16 protein-coding genes are annotated in these 20,710 nt (G+C 36.5%); 13 read left to right on the plus strand and 3 right to left on the minus strand.

What is annotated here, in order from left to right; all coding sequences use genetic code 11:
• The first annotated feature begins 64 nt into the window (after positions 1–64).
• The 9 genes from B9T31_RS12705 to B9T31_RS12745 all read left to right on the plus strand — a co-directional run bounded on the left by B9T31_RS12705 (position 65) and on the right by B9T31_RS12745 (position 11,752).
• Positions 65–1,054 carry an AraC family transcriptional regulator gene (locus B9T31_RS12705; RefSeq protein ID WP_086182321.1) on the plus strand — a complete coding sequence of 330 codons (990 nt, stop codon included), beginning with the start codon at positions 65–67 and terminating at the stop codon, positions 1,052–1,054.
• 111 nt (positions 1,055–1,165) lie between these two features.
• The gene (locus tag B9T31_RS12710) at positions 1,166–2,272 is read left to right on the plus strand and encodes an NAD/NADP-dependent octopine/nopaline dehydrogenase family protein (protein ID WP_086182322.1); all 1,107 of its coding nucleotides are present in this window, start codon (positions 1,166–1,168) and stop codon (positions 2,270–2,272) included.
• Between the two features lies 1 nt (position 2,273).
• A complete protein-coding gene (locus B9T31_RS12715) occupies positions 2,274–3,269 on the plus strand; it encodes a 3-hydroxybutyryl-CoA dehydrogenase (protein WP_086182323.1) in 996 nt (331 codons plus the stop codon).
• Between the two features lie 507 nt (positions 3,270–3,776).
• Entirely contained in the window at positions 3,777–4,838 is a 1,062-nt protein-coding gene (locus B9T31_RS12720) for an HlyD family secretion protein (protein ID WP_086182324.1), read from the plus strand.
• Positions 4,838–7,588 carry a ribosome-associated ATPase/putative transporter RbbA gene (gene rbbA / locus B9T31_RS12725; RefSeq protein ID WP_086182325.1) on the plus strand — a complete coding sequence of 917 codons (2,751 nt, stop codon included), beginning with the start codon at positions 4,838–4,840 and terminating at the stop codon, positions 7,586–7,588. Before B9T31_RS12720 ends, rbbA begins: the two co-directional genes overlap by 1 nt.
• Position 7,589: 1 nt before the next feature.
• Positions 7,590–8,717 (plus strand): ABC-2 transporter permease, encoded by a 1,128-nt coding sequence (locus B9T31_RS12730; protein WP_086182326.1) that lies wholly within the window; start codon positions 7,590–7,592, stop codon positions 8,715–8,717.
• Positions 8,718–8,875: 158 nt separating this feature from the next.
• Positions 8,876–10,084, plus strand: coding sequence for a 2-octaprenyl-6-methoxyphenyl hydroxylase (ubiH, locus tag B9T31_RS12735; protein ID WP_086182327.1), 1,209 nt, complete (start codon positions 8,876–8,878; stop codon positions 10,082–10,084).
• 5 nt (positions 10,085–10,089) lie between these two features.
• Positions 10,090–11,325, plus strand: a complete 1,236-nt coding sequence (locus B9T31_RS12740) for an FAD-dependent monooxygenase (RefSeq protein ID WP_171264758.1) — start codon at positions 10,090–10,092, stop codon at positions 11,323–11,325.
• Positions 11,326–11,503: 178 nt separating this feature from the next.
• On the plus strand, positions 11,504–11,752 hold the full coding sequence (locus tag B9T31_RS12745; protein WP_086182329.1) for a hypothetical protein: 249 nt from the start codon (positions 11,504–11,506) through the stop codon (positions 11,750–11,752).
• A gap of 114 nt (positions 11,753–11,866) precedes the next feature.
• On the opposite strand, the gene rsmI is transcribed toward B9T31_RS12745, so the two are convergent.
• Positions 11,867–12,706, minus strand: coding sequence for a 16S rRNA (cytidine(1402)-2'-O)-methyltransferase (gene rsmI / locus B9T31_RS12750; protein WP_086182330.1), 840 nt, complete (start codon positions 12,704–12,706; stop codon positions 11,867–11,869).
• Positions 12,707–12,840: 134 nt separating this feature from the next.
• On the opposite strand from rsmI, the gene B9T31_RS12755 reads away from it, so the two are divergent.
• The 3 genes from B9T31_RS12755 to B9T31_RS12765 all read left to right on the plus strand — a co-directional run bounded on the left by B9T31_RS12755 (position 12,841) and on the right by B9T31_RS12765 (position 14,857).
• Positions 12,841–13,260, plus strand: coding sequence for a YraN family protein (locus B9T31_RS12755; protein ID WP_086182331.1), 420 nt, complete (start codon positions 12,841–12,843; stop codon positions 13,258–13,260).
• 72 nt (positions 13,261–13,332) lie between these two features.
• Positions 13,333–13,986, plus strand: coding sequence for a BON domain-containing protein (locus tag B9T31_RS12760; protein ID WP_086182332.1), 654 nt, complete (start codon positions 13,333–13,335; stop codon positions 13,984–13,986).
• Positions 13,976–14,857 (plus strand): alpha/beta hydrolase, encoded by an 882-nt coding sequence (locus B9T31_RS12765; RefSeq protein ID WP_086182333.1) that lies wholly within the window; start codon positions 13,976–13,978, stop codon positions 14,855–14,857. Before B9T31_RS12760 ends, B9T31_RS12765 begins: the two co-directional genes overlap by 11 nt.
• On the opposite strand, the gene nudC is transcribed toward B9T31_RS12765, so the two are convergent.
• Both nudC and dnaQ read right to left on the minus strand, forming a co-directional pair.
• The gene (gene nudC / locus B9T31_RS12770) at positions 14,854–15,630 is read right to left on the minus strand and encodes an NAD(+) diphosphatase (RefSeq protein WP_086182334.1); all 777 of its coding nucleotides are present in this window, start codon (positions 15,628–15,630) and stop codon (positions 14,854–14,856) included. The two genes, B9T31_RS12765 and nudC, sit on opposite strands and share 4 nt — an antisense overlap.
• Positions 15,631–15,954: 324 nt before the next feature.
• Positions 15,955–17,328, minus strand: coding sequence for a DNA polymerase III subunit epsilon (dnaQ, locus tag B9T31_RS12775; protein ID WP_086182335.1), 1,374 nt, complete (start codon positions 17,326–17,328; stop codon positions 15,955–15,957).
• 200 nt (positions 17,329–17,528) lie between these two features.
• Between dnaQ and B9T31_RS12780 the strand changes: the two genes are divergently transcribed.
• Positions 17,529–20,687 carry a lytic transglycosylase gene (locus B9T31_RS12780; RefSeq protein WP_086182336.1) on the plus strand — a complete coding sequence of 1,053 codons (3,159 nt, stop codon included), beginning with the start codon at positions 17,529–17,531 and terminating at the stop codon, positions 20,685–20,687.
• Positions 20,688–20,710: the final 23 nt, after the last annotated feature.

Raw genomic sequence — 20,710 nt, forward strand, 5'->3', positions numbered from 1 at the left:
CTTGCCCATTGATGACGAATGGGCTTTTGTATTTAGAACAAAAATATAATGAATGGAGTGAGTGATGAATCAGTTGTCGAATTTGAACCATTTACATTACATGGATGAGTTTTTATTATTTAATTCAGATGATTATCAAACGATTAAAGATCAAATTAGTCATTATTTATGCCCTCATCAATTTGATGTTGATAGATTAACCACGTTAAATACACGCCTGAATGGATTTAGCTTCGGAAATTCTGCGTTATATGACTTAAAGTATAATGCACCCGTTGCCATTACTATCGATGAAGCATCGCAAAATTATTTATTTCGTATTACCTTAGAAGGCGAATGTGAGGTGGATAATGCACATAATCAGGTGCTTCAATCTGTGGGTATTATGACGGTAACGCATCCGAATAGTAAGAACCGTATCGTTACAAATCAGCGTTGTCGGAATATTATTTTAAAGTTAACTCAGCAGGATGTCGAAACTCAATTATTTAAAATGTTAGGTTATACTTGTACTCATCCAGTGATATTTAACAGTGGATTATCTTGTACAAGTGAAGGATTAAACTCAATTATAGAAACACTTAATTATTTATGTCATGCTTATTACAATATTCAAAATTGGAGTTTTATTTCAGGTAGTTTTACACAATATTTAATTGAACTAATTTTATTAAAAGTTCCCAATAATTATAGCCAGAAATTGAATGAGCAACGACAACTGGTTTTACCAAACTATATGAAAAAAGCACAACAATATATTCAAAATCATATTCAGGACAATATTGTATTGGCTGATTTGAGTGTCTTTTGTGGTGTGTCCAGTAGAACAATACAGAAAGGGTTTAATCAATATTTTCAACAAACACCGATTGAATATATTCGAGATTTACGCGTTGAACGGATACATCAAGATTTGCTGAAAAGCCATGGCAATGAGACAGTAACTGATATTTTATTGCAGTATGGGATTCAAAGTTTTGGACACTTTTCTAATGTTTATAAAAAGCGATATGGTTGTTTACCTTCACAAACATTAAAAATGTACATGGCATAAATTTTCCAAGGGAATAGATGACTTCGCAAATGGAATAGTCTTTTCGCATACGGGGGAGTACAAAGTAGATTGATCTTCTATGATGAGATAAGTTAATCAGGAGGATTTAAAATGAAAATTACAGTACTTGGTGGTGGTCATGGATGTTATGCAGCAGCTTTAGAAATGGCTGAGAAGGGGCATGACGTTGTATTATGGCGTCGTGATGCAGAAGCATTGAATGAACTTGCAGCGACTGGACAGCTTTTTGTTCGAGATTACCGTGGGGAGCGTTCAGTTACTGTTGGTTTTGAAAATAGTCAGATTAATTTACAAAATAATTTAGAACAAGCGATTCATCATGCAGAGCTTATTATTATTCCTTTACCATCGACAACCCATCTCAATTTAGCACAACAAGCAGCACCTTATTTTAAAGATGGGCAAGTTGTTTATTTACCACCAGGTACATTTGGTAGCTTTGTTTTTGCTCAAGCGATGAGAGAAGCAGGTAATCAAGCTCAAGTTGCATTTGCTGAAACAGGAACACTCCCTTATTTAGTACGTAAACATGGGGTGAATCGTATTGTGGTGAGCGGTTATGCAACGCGTTTACCGACTGGTGTATTTCCATCTAACCTCTCTGAGCATGCATTTAAAATTTTGCAACAAGCGTACCCAAGTGTAGAGCCTATTGAAGATGGCTTAAGCGGCGCTTTGATGAATGCGGGCCCCATTATTCATCCACCATTGATTATGATGAATGCTGGTCCTTTAGAACATTTTGAAGCTTGGGATATTCATAATGAAGGTACTCAACCTTCAATCCGCCGTGTGACAAGCGAGCTTGATGCTGAGCGGATGCGTGTTCGTGAAGCATTAGGGTATCCTGCACCCCATTTTCCTCTTGCGGATCATTATAATAAAGATGGTGAAGGTGATGAGTGGATGTATGGTCGAGGGGCACATGGTAAGTTGACGGATAGTGGTGATTGGCGTGAAGATATCGACTTACAAGAACATCGTTATATGCTTGAAGATACACGCTTAGGATTATCTTTAATTGTATCTGTAGGACGTTGGGCGGGTGTGCCGACTCCTGTTGCTGAAGGACTACTAAATATCGCATCTGCGGTGACAGGTCGAAATTTATATGCAGAAGGTCGCACTTTAGAAAATTTAGGATTGGCTGATAAGTCTAAACAGGAAATGTATGTGATTCTGCAACAAGGAGTTTGAAATGAATAAAATTCAACATGTTGCAGTGATTGGTGCAGGGAGAATGGGAAAAGCAATTGCCATTGCTTTTGCTTATGCGGGACTGCACGTGAAATTGGTTGATGCGAAAGAACGTACTGAGTTGGAATTTAAGCATTATCAACAACAAGTGATACAAGATATTGTACAAGAGTTAGCACTGCTCAATAAAATTCAGTTTATCCAATCGAATCAAAGTGAAGATATTTTAGATAATATTCAGGTGCTTGCTAAACAAGAGTCGATATCATTTTTACGGCAATGTGATTTAATTATGGAAGGCGTGCCTGAACAAACTCAGGCGAAACAAGATATCTTCACTTGGTTAGATCAATATATTTCTCCTAAATGTATTGTCGCGTCAACCACATCAACATTTTTGGTGACCGACATTGCTCAAATGCTGTCTCATCCAGAACGCGTTGTGAATGCACACTGGTTAAATCCTGCATATCTCATTCCTTTGGTTGAATTAAGTCGTTCGGAACAAACATCTAATGATATCGTTGAAAATTTGAAAGCATTTTTAACCCAAATCGGTAAAGTTGCTGTGGTGTGCAATGCGAAGGCTGGTTATATCGTACCTAGAATTCAAGCATTGGCGATGAATGAAGCAGCACGCATGGTGGAAGAAGGTGTGGCTTCTGCGGAAGATATTGATATTGCAATTCGAACTGGGTTTGGGCTACGGTTTTCAGTTTTGGGCTTGCTTGAGTTCATTGATTGGGGCGGTGGTGATATTTTGTATTATGCATCGCAATATTTACAGCAAGAATTAGGTGAACGTTATCGTACACCACAAATTATTGCAGACAATATGCAGAATAAACGAAATGGTTTACGTGAAGGTCAGGGGTTTTATGACTATGCGACAATGGATATAGACGCATATAAATTTAATGTGTTGAATACTTTTGCTCGTCGAATTGAAACTTCTCAATTAAAACCAATATTCAATGTTTTAAAAAGTGAATCGTGAAATTTTTATTTTTAAATTTCAAATGAAATAAAAAAGCTCATCTATTATGGATGAGCTTTTTTATGATCAGATATGTTGGAATGCTTTAATGATAAAGTATTCCATTCTCTTTATTAGAAGGCGTCATCTTTGAGATAAAGCACTGTTTATCTTTGAAATATATAATTATAATTTTTGTTTGATATACACTTTAATAATGAATAATTTAGATTAATTATCTTTTTTTTAATCTAATCATTTGATTTATATCTATATTTATTTAATAAAATTAAATATTTTTAAAATAATAATATGGTGATATTATGTGATTTATTTGGCATTTTTAATTGTAATTGATATTTTTTACCATTAATCTTTGGGGTTGTTTTTGCATTAATCTACAACTTTCAAAGATTTGAGTTCAAAACCTATTATTTTTAGATTAAAAATATTTTCAAAAATCTATTAAAAAATTCCAGAAAATGATGAGAATTTTTAAATAAAAAGATTTATAGAGTTAATAATTACATGAACATTAAAAAATATTTTACTTTTGGAGCTACGCTTGGTCTTTTTATTGCTGCCTATTTTATTTGGCAAAAGTTACATACTGTAACGCCTGATACCATTCTGAGTGGTAATGGTCGCATTGAGGCGACTGAGGTGAATATCGCAAGTAAATCTGCGGGTCAATTAATAGAAGTCCTAGTGAAAGAAGGAGAGTTGGTAGAGGCAGGACAAATACTTGCGCGAATAAAAGTATCTGCTTTGGAAGCAAGAATTAAAGAAGCTGAAGCACAGCAGAAACAAGCTGAAGATGCAGTAAATATGGCTGAAGCACAAGTTGATATGAGGATAAGTGAGAAAGAGGTTGCAAAAGCAGTTGTTGATCAACGATTGACAGAGTTAACCGCTGCACAGAGACGAGTAGAACGCCTTGAAGCTTTAGCAGAAGATGGAGCAGTATCCATTCAGCAACTCGATAATGAGCGTGTTGGCGTAAAAAGTGCATTTGCTGTTTTAGGCTCTGCAAAGTCACAAGTGAGAAGTGCTGACAGTGCTATTTTAGCAGCGCGTAGTCAAGTATCGAGTGCAAAATCTCAGGTTGAGGCGGCTAAAGCAACGGTTGAACGTTTAAATTATGATATGGAGGATGCACAGCTCAAAGCCCCCCTCAATGCGCGTGTACAGTTTCAAATTGCACAACCTGGCGAAATGGTCGCAGCAGGTGGGCGGGTGATGAATCTGATTGATTTATTTGATGTCTATATGACATTTTTTTTACCCGAAAAAATAGTGGGGCGTATTGCGATTGGTTCAGAAGTTCGTATTATTTTAGATACTGATAAAAATACAGTCATCCCTGCAAGAATATCTTTTATTGCTGATACAGCACAATTTACCCCGAAATCAGTGGAAACTGAAAATGAACGTCAGAGATTGATGTTTCGTGTGAAAGCAAATATTGATCCTCAGCATTTAGAAAATGGAATCGGAAATGTAAAAACAGGTCTACCTGGGGTTGCATATATCAAAATTGATCAACAAGCTGAATGGCCAATCTTCTTAAATGATCAGGTTGCATTGTAATGCAACAAGATACTCAAGAATCGATTGTTGCTGAAGTCAATCATGTGAGCTTACATTATGGTAAGACAGTAGCATTAAAAAACGTATCTATTGCATTCCCCGCAGGGAAAATGGTGGGTTTGATTGGGCCAGATGGTGTAGGTAAATCAAGTCTTCTTGGCTTATTATCAGGCGCTAAAAAAATTCAAACAGGTACGATTCAAGTTTTGGGAATCAATCTTGCACATAAAAATGATCGAAAAAAGATTTGTTTACATGTTGCTTATATGCCACAGGGTTTAGGTTCTAATTTATATAAGACTTTATCTATTGAGGAAAACTTGCAATTTATTGCTCGATTATGTGGGCATAATAAACAAGAACGTAGAAAAAAAATTGATGAACTCACAAAAAGTACGGATCTATATGCATTTTTAGACCGCCCAGCAGGTCAATTATCTGGTGGAATGAAACAAAAACTTAGTTTATGTTGTGCGCTGATTCATGACCCTGATTTTTTGATTTTAGATGAACCTACCACAGGGGTAGCACCATTAGCACGAGCCCAGTTTTGGGATTTAATTCAGAAAATACGCAATGTACGCCCACAAATGAGTGTGCTTGTTGCTACGGCATATATGGATGAAGCCCAAAAATTTGATTGGTTGGCCATGATGAATGATGGCGAAATTCTTAAAACAGGAACTCCTCAAGAATTATTAAATCTAACCAACAGCCAAAATTTAGAAGATGCTTTTATACAGCTTTTACCAGAGGATAGAAAACATGGTTATCAACCTGTTGTTATTCCTCCATTAGTGACGGATGATTCAGATGAATATGTAATAGAAGCACAAAATCTAACTGTTAAATTTGGAAATTTTACGGCTGTAAATCATGTCGATTTTAAAATTAAACGTGGTGAAATTTTTGGCTTTCTAGGCTCAAATGGGTGTGGAAAATCAACCACAATGAAAGTGCTGACAGGACTCTTAGAAGCGACTGAAGGCGAAACATGGTTATTTGGTCAGCCTATCGACGGGGGGAATATGAATACTCGTCGTCGTATAGGATATATGTCACAATCATTTTCACTTTATACTGAGCTTACCGTTTTACAAAATCTAGTACTGCATGCGAAATTATTTCATATTGCGACAACAGAAATGAACTCTCGGGTTGAATTAATGTTACAACGATTCAATTTAGAAGATGTTAAAGATAAGTTACCACACGATTTACCTGTCGGGCTTCGACAAAGGTTGTCTTTAGCCGTTGCATTAGTACACAACCCTGAAATCTTAATTTTGGATGAGCCAACTTCAGGTGTTGATCCGATTGCACGTGATAATTTTTGGTATTATTTGATTCAACTTTCACGTGATGATGGCGTAACAATCTTTATTTCTACGCATTTTATGAATGAAGCATCACGCTGTGATCGTGTTTCATTGATGCATGCAGGATCAGTGCTCGATAGTGATTCGCCCGTGCAACTCATGAAAAAAAAGCAAACTGAAACATTAGAAGATGCATTTATTCAATATTTATTGGATGCAGGCGCAGGTACGTTAACTTCATATGCATCAGAAAGTGAAAGCAACACAGTAACACGGATTAATGACAAACAAACGAATAGGTTGGCACACTTTAGTTTTTTAAGACTATTTAGTTATGCTTGGCGTGAGTCTTTAGAACTTGCTCGTGACCCTATTCGCGCAACTATGGCGTTGCTTGGGTCTATTCTTTTACTTTTTGTGATGAGTTATGGCATTAATTTAGATGTAGAAAATTTAACATTCGCCGTATTGGATCATGATCAAAGTAGTTTAAGTCAGAACTATACAATGAGTATTGCAAGTTCTCATTATTTTATGAAAAAACCATCATTACAAAATCATGACGATATTGATCGGCGTATGCGACGTGGGGATATTGCTTTAGCTATTGAAATTCCACCACATTTTTCTAGAGATATTGCACGTGGTGAGGCGGTTAAAATAGCTGCTTGGGTAGATGGAACGATGCCATCTCGTGCCGAAACGGTTCAGGGATATATGAATGGCATTCATAGTCATTGGTTATTGAGTAAAGCCTTAGAGCAGACAGGTTATCATCAAGCCAATTTAGTGAATATCGAAACACGATATAGATATAACCCTGATATTAGAAGTTTACCTGCAATGACAACAGCTATTTTGCCGTTATTATTACTTTTAATTCCAGCAACGTTAACAGCATTATCGGTTGTGCGAGAAAAAGAATTAGGTTCCATTGTCAATTTATATGTTACGCCTGTAACGCGTAGTGAATTTCTGATTGGTAAGCAAATTCCATATATTATTTTAGCCATGTTTAATTATTTTTTAATGTGCTTCATTATTGTGTATGTATTTAAAGTACCAATGAAAGGAGATTTTTTCGTTCTGACTATTGCGGCATTCCTCTTTTCAATTTTTGCAACAGGGACTGGAATGCTCGCATCGACATTAACGAAAAGCCAGATTGCGTCTTTATTTTTGGTTTTAATCGGTACGCTTATTCCTGTGACCCAATTTGCTGGATTAATTAATCCAGTTTCTTCTCTTGAGGGATTTGCTCGGTGGTTTGGTGGCATTTATCCAGCAACAAATATGATCAATATTAGCCGAGGCGTATTTAATAAAGGTTTAGGTTTTGAAGATTTATCCTCTCAGCTTTGGGTTATTATTATTTCAATACCTGTTGTCATACTGACAGCGATTGCCTTGTTAAAAAAACAGGAGTCGTAACATGATAATCAGAAAAATACAAAATATTTTCCAATTAGGACGCAAAGAACTATGGAGCTTATGGCGTGATCCAATAATGCTAATCTTAATTTTATATACATTCACGATTTCAGTGTATATCGCAGCAACAGCAATTTCGGATACGCTTTATAATGTTCCTGTTGCTATTGTAGATGAAGATCAATCACTTTTATCAGAGCGAATAACATCTGTATTTTATGAACCTTATTTTGATCGAAAAATAACAGAACTTAATTTGATCGATTCTGGAATGAATACTGGAGAATATGCATTCTCAATCGATATTCCTCCGAAGTTTAATGAAAACATTTTAGCTGGAAATCCAACCGCAATACAGGTCAATGTCGATGCAACTCGGATGAGCCAAGCGATGTCAGGTGCAGGTTATATTCAACATATTATTCAATCGGAAGTGAGAGAATATATTCAACGTTATCGTGCTTTTGAAAATGTTGCCGTGGAGCTAGAGTTGCGAGCACGATATAACCAAACCTTAGATTATAAATGGTTTGGTAGCGTGATGCAGATCATTAATAATGTTGCCATGTTATCGATTGTATTAACAGGTGCTGCTTTAATTCGTGAGCGTGAACATGGAACCATTGAACATTTAATGGTGATGCCAATTACATTTCTTGAAATTATGGTAGCAAAAATTTGGTCAATGAGTCTGGTTGTTTTATGTGCCGCTTTTTTAGGTATTAAATTAATTGTTGAGATGGTACTTACCATACCTATTGAGGGCAGTTTATGGTTGTTTTTCTTTGGTGTATTACTCACCTTGTTAGCAACAACTTCTCTCGGTATTTATTTGGCTACCATTTCGAAATCAATGCCCCAATTTGGTTTATTGACAATGCTTATTATTATACCATTGCAAATGCTTTCTGGTGGATCAACTCCTAGAGAAAGTATGCCAGAGGTTGTACAGCATATTATGCTTATGGCACCAACCACACATTTTGTGTCATTAGCCAAAGCAATTTTATATCGAAATGCAGGAATAGAAGTTGTTTGGCCTACTTTTTTATGGTTAATCGTCATCGCAAGTATTTTTTTCTATATTTCATTAAAAAGGTTTAAATCTACCATTCATACAATGGCTTGATTTTATGGGTAAGTAGATTTGATGTGTATTTTAGTCAGTGAGTGTACAGATGAATAGGGCTGATCATGTCAAAATGATGAACCTTCATGTAATATAAAACCACTTAATATTATAAAAATCTGTCGCGACATTACGGTCACACTAGTGAGGATAAAAGCATGCAGCAAGACATTATCATTGTAGGTGGTGGGATGGTTGGGTTAAGCCTAGCGCTCATGCTGGCAAAAGCGAAGATGCGTGTAAAGCTTTTGGAAGCGATTAAATATCCAGATTATGACGATGCTAATCTTGTTCCTTACCATTCAAGTTTTGATGCACGCAATAGTGCTTTATCACGCCGTACCGTACAAATTTATCAAGAGTTAGAGCTTTGGGATACTTTACAAGCGCATGCAACACCAATTTTACAAGTACACATTACTGAGCAAGGAAGTTTTGGTAAAGCACGATTGGATGCCAAGCAAGAGCAAGTAGAAAGCTTTGGTCAAGTGATTGAAAATGCTTGGTTAGGTCGAGTATTACTGACCCAAGTACGTCAACAACCATTAATCGAACTGATTGATGGAGTAATAGTGACATCACTAACTCAAAATGAAAACTATGCACAGATTAAGGCAAATCAAGGAGATAATTTACTTTCTTTTCAAGCTAAACTGATTATAGCCGCAGATGGTCGAGACTCTTTTTGCCGTCAGGCTTTGGGTATTGGTGCCTCTGAGCATGATTATGATCAAATGGCAATCGTGACGACAGTCCAAACATCCAAACCACATCAGCATGTAGGATTTGAACGGTTTAGTCATTTAGGTCCTTTAGCTTTGCTGCCTTTACCTGGTGAGTATCGCCGTTCAGTGGTTTGGCCAGTCAAAAAAGGAACAGAAGAAGAGTGGTTGGGTGAGCAAAATGACCAACATTTCTTAAATGCACTGCAAGAAACTTATGGTGATCGTGCAGGAAAATTTCAAAAAACAGGCAAACGTTTCTGTTTTCCATTGTCTCAAGTTCTGGCAGAAAAACAGGCGGTTGGGCGTGTAGTATTAATGGGAAATGCTGCACACACCATTCATCCTGTAGCAGGGCAAGGATTTAACTTGTGCATGCGAGATGCTTATGTTTTATTACGATATCTAACTGAGCAGCAAGCAAAAAATGCCGATATAGGTGAACCGAAAATGTTATTAGCGTATGAACAAGCGCGACTGACCGATCAACAACGTGTGATTAAATTTTGTGATGCTGTTGTTCGTGGTTTTAGTAATCAAAATCCATTGTTAAAGTTCATTCGAAATACGGGCTTATTGGCTTTTGATAACATCCCTGGCGTTAAACCCTTAATTGCAAATTATGCGATGGGATTAAAGGCATGAGCATAATGAATGATTCAGTTTTAGATGTTGTCATTGTTGGTGGTGGTCTTGTTGGTGGTTTAACCGCTTTACTTCTTGCACAAGGCGGTGTGCAGGCAACGGTTTTAGATGCAGCACCTATTTTAGATGAGGAAAAAACCATTTCAGTTGCAAACCCTCGTGTTTTAGCACTGAGTCAGGCGACAATTCATTTATTAAAAACAGTAGGTGTGTGGGAAAAACTTGCGCGTCAAATGCCCTATAGCGGCATGCAAGTATGGAATAAGAATGGCTACGGTGAAATTAATTTTGGAAAATTCTCTGAGCAGCCGCCTCACATTGATCAAGCTTTAGGTTCAATGGTAGAACCAAGTTTATTAAATTTGGCCATCCAACAAAAAATGTTAAAAGAATTAAAAGATTATCGAACAGAAGTCAAAGTGGTGAGAATTGAAGAAGGCGTCGGGGTTTGGCATATTGATTTAGCTGATGGCACACACCTAACAACAAAATTAGTGATTGGTGCAGATGGTGCAAATTCATTTGTTCGCGATCAGGCTTTTATTGATTTTGATATTTTAGATTATCAACAAGCGGGCCTAAGCTGTGCGATTCGAACTCAGTTCCCTCATCAATATGTTGCACGACAAATTTTCTTAGAAACAGGGCCATTGGCATTTTTACCTATGGCAAGTTTAAACCCTGAGCAAGAAGGTTATTGGCAATCTATTGTATGGACTTTACCTGATGATTATGCAGATGAGTACGTTGCATTATCAGATCAAGCATTTACTCAGCTTTTAACGCGTGAAAGTCATCATATGCTTGGAGAAGTATTAGAAGCAACACCACGTGCGAAGTTCCCACTGAAAGCACGCGCTGCACAAAAGTATGTTAAGTCTGGGTTGGCACTTATTGGTGATGCTGCTCATGTGATTCATCCACTTGCAGGGCAAGGTGTAAATATTGGTTGCTTAGATGCAGCGATTTTATGTGATGCTTTATTGCACGATAAAAAGCGTGGCGTATGGGCACATGAGCAAACCCTTCGACGGTATGAACATCGACGAAAAGGACAAAATGATGCCATGATGCATAGTATGTCAGCAATTGGATGGCTTGAAACAACAACCTTATATCCAATCATTTGGGCAAGAAATTTAGGTTTAAAACATGTTGAAAAACACAATGTACTTAAAGATGCATTTATGATTCAAGCCAATGGATTAAATATTTTAAAAGGAACACAATATTCGGTTTAAAATTAAATTGAGTATATTTTGTTCGGTTGAACATGTTTTTTTACAGATTTGCGTAAAAAAAAAGCTGATTTTTGTTATGGAGTACTATGCGAAATCCTTAGAGATTGTTAAATTTCTTCATAATTCAGAACCCAATATTTAGATCAATTAATGAACGCCATCTGTAAGGAGTTTTAATATGACGGATATGAATGATTATGACGAAGTAGATGACACAGCAGTTGATGAGGATGAAGCCAAAGCAGCTGAAAAAGGAGCATCGGATAGCGATGATGCACCTCATGATGGTGATGCGACTGAAGCAGAAACTTTAACTGTAACGGCCAAGCTAAAGCAACGTCAGGCATTAGAAGATGAGGTTGCTGCATTCTTAGCGCGTGGAGGACAAATTACTGAAGTCCCACCAGATGAGTCAGCAAAAGAATGAAAAAAAACACCACGATTGAGTGGTGTTTTTTTATGATACATAATTTGCAGTATTTTAGAATTTTAACTGAGATAACCAAAGTATATATTCAGCGAACTAAGCAAAAATATAAAATTAAAGCTTATCCGTTAATTCTAAAGCACGTTGATAGGCGACTTTCTTTTTGATGCCAGTTAAGTCAGCAGCAAGTTGAGATGCAGCCTTAACTGATAAATCCTGTAAAAGACGATTTAGAAGTTGATCTAATTTTTCTTGTTCCATATCTTTTTCTTGGGTTGCGCCACCGACAACTAAAACAATTTCACCTTTTTGTTGATGATGATCATTGGCAATAAACTCAACCAATTCAGATAACGTCATTTTTTTGATGGTTTCAAATGTTTTTGTAATTTCTCGTGCAAACCCCACAGGGCGATCGGCACCAAAAGTATTGACCATATCTTTGACACATTCTAAAATTCGATGAGGTGCTTCATAAAAAATTAAAGTTTGTGTTTCATCTTTTAACTTTTCTAAATTTAAAATTCGTTGTGATGATTTTGAGGGCAAAAATCCTTCAAAGCTAAAGCGGTCACTAGGCAGGCCAACAGCACTTAATGCTGCAATTGCAGCACAGGCGCCAGGGACAGGAATCACACGAATATGATTCTCTTGCGCAGCACGAACTAATTTGAAGCCTGGATCGCTAATGAGAGGCGTCCCCGCATCACTAATTAATGCAATGTCTTCACCAAGCAATAACCGCTGAATGAGTTGATCGACTTTATTACTTTCATTGTGATCATGGCATGCAGTTAAAGGTGTGGAAATATTAAAATGTTTAAGTAATAAAGCTGAGGTACGTGTGTCTTCTGCTGCAATCACTTTGACAGATTTTAAAACGTTAATTGCACGATAACTAATATCGTCTAAGTGCCCGATGGGGGTTGCAACAACAAATAACTGGGCACTCATAATATTCTCCACACATGCTAAAAAATTTAGCTCAATCGATGAATGGAGCATTTTACCTGAATAGTAAAATGAATGCGAAGTGAGTTAAAATTAAGTATATATTTAAGGGATTAGAAGAAACGATTAGAATAAAAATGACCAAAAAGAATCCTATGGGAACATGGGCAGAATTGGAATCTTTGCGATATTTGCAAAATTTAGGTTTTAGACTTATTCAACAAAATTATCATTCAAGGTTTGGCGAAATTGATTTGATTCTGTATAAAGAAAAGGATTTGATATTTGTAGAGGTGAAAGCAAGATCAAAAACGCAATTTGGGTGCGCACATGAAGTTGTTTCTAAATCTAAACAAAAAAAGATTATTCAAACTGCCGCAGATTTTTTAAGTAAGAAACCTGAATATCATGAGTTTTATTGCCGATTTGATGTCATTTGTTTTAATTTTGCGCAACGATTTTCAAAATCGATACAGTATGATTTTTCTAATCGTCATTATGATTTAAATTGGATTGAAAATGCTTTTACTTTTGATTCAGAGTTTATTAGTCTTTAAGCATAATTTAGGTTAATTTGAGCCTTTGGCATATTAAAAAGATCAAATAAAGTAATGAAGGAGTTTGTTTGAGTGTTTAATCGTATTGCTGTTACTTTGCTGTGTGTTGCAAGTTTATCGGGTTGTGCAAGCTTTATTGCAGGCGGAACAGGAAGTACGCCCGTCGGTACTGAAAGTGGATCTCGTACTTTGGGTCAAGTTTTCATTGATAATTCAATTGAACGTACAGCCAATATTAATATGTATAAATTGGATTCCAGATTTAAACAATCTCGTGTCAATACTGAAAGTTTTCATAGTAATGTTTTATTAACGGGTCAAGTGCCTGATGCTCACTTAAAAAAATTAGCAGAAGATAACGTACGTTCAATGAGTGATGTTAAATCGGTGCATAATTATATTACGGTTGGTGACAAAATTGGTTACGGCACAATTATGCAAGATACCTCGGTGACAGGAAATACGAAGGGCTTAATTGCAAGAGCAGCTGTTATTTCTGGTGGAAAAGTTCGAATACATACTGAAGATGGTGTGTTGTATGTGATGGGGCGACTCAATACAGCTGAAATTGCAGATTTAAATGGAGTTTTACAAAAAGTTGGTAATGTCACTAAAATTGTGATGCTTGTCGATAATATAGATACACCTGCGGCATCTACTCAATCGACAATTATTACGCCTACAGCAATTGAATTAGATCAAATTGAACCAACAAATGCGCAATAAATTAAATAAACTGTCAAGGTATGCAAATCAGAAAATATCAGTTGCAAAAGCATATTATTCAGAATTTCGACTTTATAATGTAGGTCGTTTTGCATTAAATCATTTTGTTTCAAACAAAGGATTTTATAAAAAAATAGATATCGCTTATGGTGAATATGAACGACAGAAACTTGATTTATACCAGACAGAACGAAAAAAACGGGCTTTATTGGTTTTTGTTCATGGTGGTGCATGGTCGAGCGGCGATAAAAAAGATTATCATTTTTTCGGACAAGCCTTTGCAACAGAAGGTTTTGATGTTGCAATTGTGAATTACCGACTTGCACCCCACGATATTTTTCCGAATTATGTAGATGATCTTGTCTTAGCACTTGATTACTTGAATGAAAATCAATCATCTTTAAATATTGATACTGATAATATGATTCTTATGGGACATTCAGCAGGTGCTTTTAATATTATGTCTGCTGTATATTATCCTGAAAAGAATGGTGCCTATACACAACAAAATATTAAAGCATTGATTGGGTTAGCAGGACCGTATCATTTTAACTACAAAAATGATCCTTTATGTGCTGATGCATTTGATCAAGAACAGCCATATCAACATGTAATGCCTTATTATTTTGTACATCATAATAAAATTAAACATTATTTATTTATGGCTGAAAAGGATCAAATTGTTGCCGATTGGAATGCAATTGATTTAAATCAGAAATTAAAAGATCATAACAATCATTCTGAAATGATTGTTATTCCAAAAACTGGACACATTACAATCATGGGTTCAGTTTCAAGTTTATTTAGCCCATTCTTCCAAACAAAAACAGAAATTTTAAGAGCGTTAGATGAAACTTTAAATGAAGTTTAAAGCCATTCTTTTGTGTCATCTGCAACAGCACTACCTTGGGTGACATGCATAATCATGGCATGTGCAATACTGCCTTTAAAAGGTGTTTTAGGTAATTGATCAAACTTAAAGAAATTGGCATCACTAATTTCTTCTTCTTGAAGCAAAATGTCACCCGATTCATATTCTGCTTTAAATGCGATCATTAAATTACTTGGAAATGGCCAAGGCTGACTGGCTAAATATTGTATATTTTTGACTTTAATCCCGACCTCTTCTAACGTTTCGCGTCTTACTGCTTCTTCTAAGGTTTCACCAACTTCAACAAATCCTGCGATCAAACCATACATATCATTATTGTTTCTTGCATTTTTTGCTAAAAGAACTTGATCTTGTCCTTTCGTGATGACTGTAATTACACAAGGTTGAACACGTGGATATTGATGATAACGACAAGAAGGGCAAACCATGGCATATTCTGAATGATGAACGTCAGTTTTATGTCCACAATGACTGCAAAATTGATGATTCCGACGCCATTCTAGCAATTGAATCGCTTTACTGGCTTGTTCAAATTGCGCTGTTGTCCAATATTGTAGTAATTGGCGTATAGGGACTAATTTTAAACCGTTTGGAATTGATTCATGTTCGAGTAAATCTCGCGCGATAACTTGATGATTTTCATTCAGACTTAAATCACTTGCTAAACGCTCTACTTGAGGAAGTTGGAATTCATCATCAACCAATAATTGTTGTTGATGAAAAATATAGGCAAGAGAGATATTTGTGGTCATTAGATATTTTGAGTTAAGTGGGTACTGTTTTCTAATCCTACAATAAACTTTAGTGATATAACAGGTTATAAATATGATAAATAATGAATAAAAAGTGCGATATAAATATATTGTTATATGGGTATTTAAGAAAAAAGCTTGAAGTAAATTGAATGATTACCTCATGTTATTTGGAATTAAAAATATAAAATAAGTTGAAAGAAGATGAGCTAATGGACCAATCGTAAAATTAGCCCATCTTATGAGGTAAAATAAAGGAAATTACATAATAAAAATATGCCCTATCTTTTAGCCGTATAGGTGCCGCTGTTTTAAATCAAGTTTTTAAGAATTAGAACTGGTCTGTTCAAATATACATGGCCGACCATGCTTTTCTGCATATTGTTTTACCCAGTTTTCATGCGCTTCAAGATCAGAAATAGAAGGTAAAATGACAGGTAATTCTACATTGATTTCACGTCTTTCAGCTGTGCCTTGAGGATTTACAGATTGAGAGAGGGCATCCATGTCAAAGGAAACTTGACCGCCTGTCATGGCTAAATAAACATCCGCTAAAATTTCAGCATCGAGTAATGCACCATGAAAAGTACGGTCACGTGCTGGAATTTCATAACGACGAACTAACGCATCTAGGGAGTTTTTTTGCCCTGGATGTTTGCTTTTAGCGAGTGCTAAGGTATCTGTTACTTCACATACTTGTGATAATTTACCTAAACCTACACGGTCAAACTCCATATCTAAGAAGTTCATATCGAAGGTGGCATTATGTGCAATAATTTCTGCACCTTTTAAATAGTTAAAGAGTACATCTGCAATTTCAGCATACTTAGGTTTGTCTTTTAAGAATTCATCACTAATACCATGAATATTTTCAGATTCACCCACGAGTCTTTCAGGATTGATATAAATATGAATTGAGCTTCCTGTCAGTTTCCGATTGATCATTTCAATGGCACCAACTTCAACAATACGATCACTATCTTGAAAATAAAAACCTGTTGTTTCTGTATCTAGGATGAGTTGTCGAGGGCCAATCGCATCAATTGTTGCAGGCGTAATTACAATATGTGAAGGTGAATTTTTTGCCACTTCAATTTCGGAAGTCGGTGCTATGAGTGGTTTATTAGTGCCCGTTATTTCATATTCCATTTGGTCTGAGCCATGTAACATGTCGAAGTCAGTATGATCTTCAGTCTCTTCTTCATCTAAACCAAAAGGGTCTGTTAATAACCAATCAGATTCAACTTTTTTTTTATCATTTATATGCTTGCTTTGAGCACTAAGATTGTCAGCGCCTTGATTAGCAAGCTGATCCGCCATTTCATTGCCCGCATGACCTGCATGACCTTTAATCCAATTCCATTCAATTTCACGACCTTGGCATGTTTGATCTAGTTTTTGCCATAAGTCTGGATTTTTAACATCTTTCCAATTTTTCTTTTTCCAACCGTCAATCCATTCAGTAATACCGCGTTTTACATACGTGGAATCTGTCCAAACAGTCAGTTTAGCGTCAGTGGGACAAAATAGAATACCTTCAATTGCTGCAGTTAGCTCCATACGATTGTTTGTCGTATCGAGTTCTCCACCACAAATTTTATGTTCATCTTTTTCAGTAATAATATATGCACCCCAACCTCCTAATCCAGGATTACCACGACAAGCACCGTCGACATAAAGCGTGATTGTTTGAGTCATAGGTGTGAAATCCATATTTAATGCTAAAAGTTTTGCTATTGTATAACGCAAATTGAAGAATTAAGAGGTTTATATCTTAATATTTTAATTTCTTGTAACATTTATCTTGAATTGACCTTAGATTATTACCTTGTTTCATTGTGATGCTCCTCTACAATAGTCTTATTAAAATTAAATTGTACGAGTTGTTTGGATTTCTTATGTATAAACCAACCACGAATATGTGGCAACCGACCTTACCAGCATTATTTAAAATTACAGTATTAGGAACAGCACTGATTGCATTAGGCGCGATCACAGGATGTAGCTCTACACCAAGCGCTTCCAAAGTGGTCAAAACACAGGGAATCAGTGGAAGTGGTTACCTTGATGCAGATAGTCTTGATTCGTTAGAAGGGTTACTTTCTGCAACTGATATGCGTGCAGTTGAAGGTGATCGATTACTGATTTTAAAACATGGTGATGTTTGGAAGCGTATGAGTGTGGGTTCTAAAATGGATACTGAAGTTTGGAATCCACGAATTGATGCTCAGCGTAGTTGGTTTATTTCACGTCAACCATATATTGATCGTTTAAGTGCTCGTGCTTCACGTTATTTATTTCATACGGTAAAAGAAGCAGAACGCCGTGGTATTCCGACTGAACTTGCGTTATTACCTGTGATTGAGAGTTCGTATGATCCGGCTGCAACCAGTAGTGCAGCAGCAGCAGGATTATGGCAGTTTATTCCGAGTACAGGAAAAATTTATGGTTTACGTCAGACATCTATGTATGATGGGCGCCGTGATGTTGTCGAGTCTACACGAGCAGCCTATGAGTTTTTAGGCAGTTTATATAATCAATTTGGTTCTTGGGAATTAGCCCTCGCTGCATATAATGCAGGGCCAGGTCGTATTCAGCAGGCAATTAATCGAAATAAAGCAGCTGGATTACCGACTGACTATTGGTCATTAAAATTACCTCAAGAAACAATGAATTATGTGCCACGATTTATTGCTGTTGCGCAAATTATTAAAAACCCAAATGCATATGGTGTTTCACTACCACCCATTGCAAATAGACCTCACTTTAGAGAGGTTACTGTTGGAACGGTAAGTTTGAATGATGTTGCTGCTGTAACGGGTTTAAGTCGTGCTGAACTTTATGCGTTAAATCCTGCATATCGTGGAGATTTTATTGACAGTGAAAGCCCGATGAAGGTTTTAATTCCTGCTGATTTAAGTCCGACGATAGATGCAAGATTGAAAAAGTTATCAAATAATAATTCCTCAGCGTTATTAGCAAATAATACCGTTACTTCTTCAGTCAAAGAACCGTTGGTGAGTACAAGCTCTATCACGAAACCAGTGACGCCAAATATATCTGTTACTACAACCAGACAAGCTGCAACGACAAATATGACCGCAGCTTCGACAGCGGCAAATACAAGCTCCTCTAATCTTTCTGTAAATGCAGGAACTCGAGTTACCAATGCGGTTACTACACCTACGGTTAAAGGCGTAACACCAAAAGGTTCTTCTGCACTTGCATCGTTTGCATCTAATTCAGATATACCAAGTGCACCACGAATTCCTGTTGCCGTGATACAAGCCAACAATGTGAAACCCATTTCGATAGAGCCACCAATTACAGAGGCAGAGAGAGCACAAATTTTATCAGCAGTTGCAGCTGAAGGAAGTAAGCAAACGCTAGAACAAGTATTAAAACCTGTTGCTTCAAAAGCAGAGCAAGATCAAGTGGTGGCTGAAATTCAGAAAATTGCACCACAAGGAACAGAAATTTTAGATCCTTATGATGGGAGAATTAAGCTGACTGCAATTCAAACTAGCTTATCGGTTGCAGAACAGCAAGGAAAGGAGTTAACGAAAGGTTTTGCATATCCTAAATCAGTTACATCCAATACAAACCCAAATTCTGATGAAGTTAAACGTAACCAAGGTAAAAATGTTATTCAGACCGATTCTGAAGTGGTCGTGATTCCACCGAAAGGAAAACGAACCTTATATACTGTAACGTCAGGCGATACTTTGGCAATTATTGCATCTAAAAATGGACTGAATTGGCGTGATATAGCGAATTGGAACCAAATTGATCCATCGGGAACCTTATTTGCAGGTACAACGATTTATTTATATGATGCAAAACCGCAAATTGATGCACCAACTAAAGAAAAATCGAAACCAGAGAGTTATATTGTACAAGCCAACGATTCTTTGACAGGTGTTGCATCACAGTTTGGTTTAACGCTTAAACAACTTGCAGACTATAACGGATTGTCTGTCACCAGTAATTTAATTGTTGGTCAAAAACTTGCGTTAAAAGATACGAATAATGTCAAAGCAAAAGAGCCAGAAAAGAAGACTGAGCAATCGAACACAGTTGCTGCAACTTCTATAAAAATAGCAACGAAGCCTTATGTTGTTAAACGTGGTGAATATTTAAAATTAATTGCAGACCGTCATGGATTATCATTACAAGAATTGGCTAATTTAACACCAGAGTTGACACCGACCAATAGCTTATTCGTTGGACAAAAAATTAATATTCCTGCAACGGGTATTGTTGAGACCCAAGCCAATGTTGTGAAGAAAGAGACTAGAGCTGAACCGTCTATTAAAGTTGATAATTATGTCGTTCAGCGTGGGGACACGCTCTATAATTTAGCGATCAGTCGAAAAATAAGTGTTGCAGAGCTTGCAGCTTTAAATGATTTAACTAGTAATGCAAATTTGCAAGCTGGTCAAACATTAAAAGTACCCGCGCTTAAAGAAGAGATTAGCAATAAAACACCTTTAAGTTATACGGTGCAATCGGGTGATTCATTGTCTGCAATTGCTGTTAAATATAATTTAAATATCGAAGATATTACCAATTTAAATGGAATTAATCGAAATACGAATCTACTGGTTGGGCAAAAGCTAAAATTAGTTGAGGATGAGCCAAAATCATCAACGAAAACTGGGGCAATAACGGATAGAAAAGCCAAAGTAGAAAGTGAATCAGTGAAGAAAACAGAAGCCCAAGTACCGAAAAAAGAAAACAACAGCAATAGTACTAAAAATACAGAACAATATGTGGTGAAATCGGGTGAGTCTTTACATGTGATTGCAGGACGTATCGGAATATCTGTTGCGGACTTGGCTGCGTTGAATGATTTAAGCGCTAGAGCAGGTTTAAGAGTTGGACAAACCATTTTAATTCCACAGCTCATCACCAATTATAAGGTAAAACGTGGTGATACTTTAATTGGTCTCGCAAGCCGTTACGGTATGGAAACATCGGCATTGGCGGAGTTAAATGGCATTCAGCCTAATACACAATTAAAAATTGGGGAAACCATCAAAGTCCCTAATCTTTAATTATCATATTTCATATAGGGATA

Source organism: Acinetobacter sp. ANC 4558, assembly GCF_002135375.1.
Classification (GTDB): domain Bacteria; phylum Pseudomonadota; class Gammaproteobacteria; order Pseudomonadales; family Moraxellaceae; genus Acinetobacter.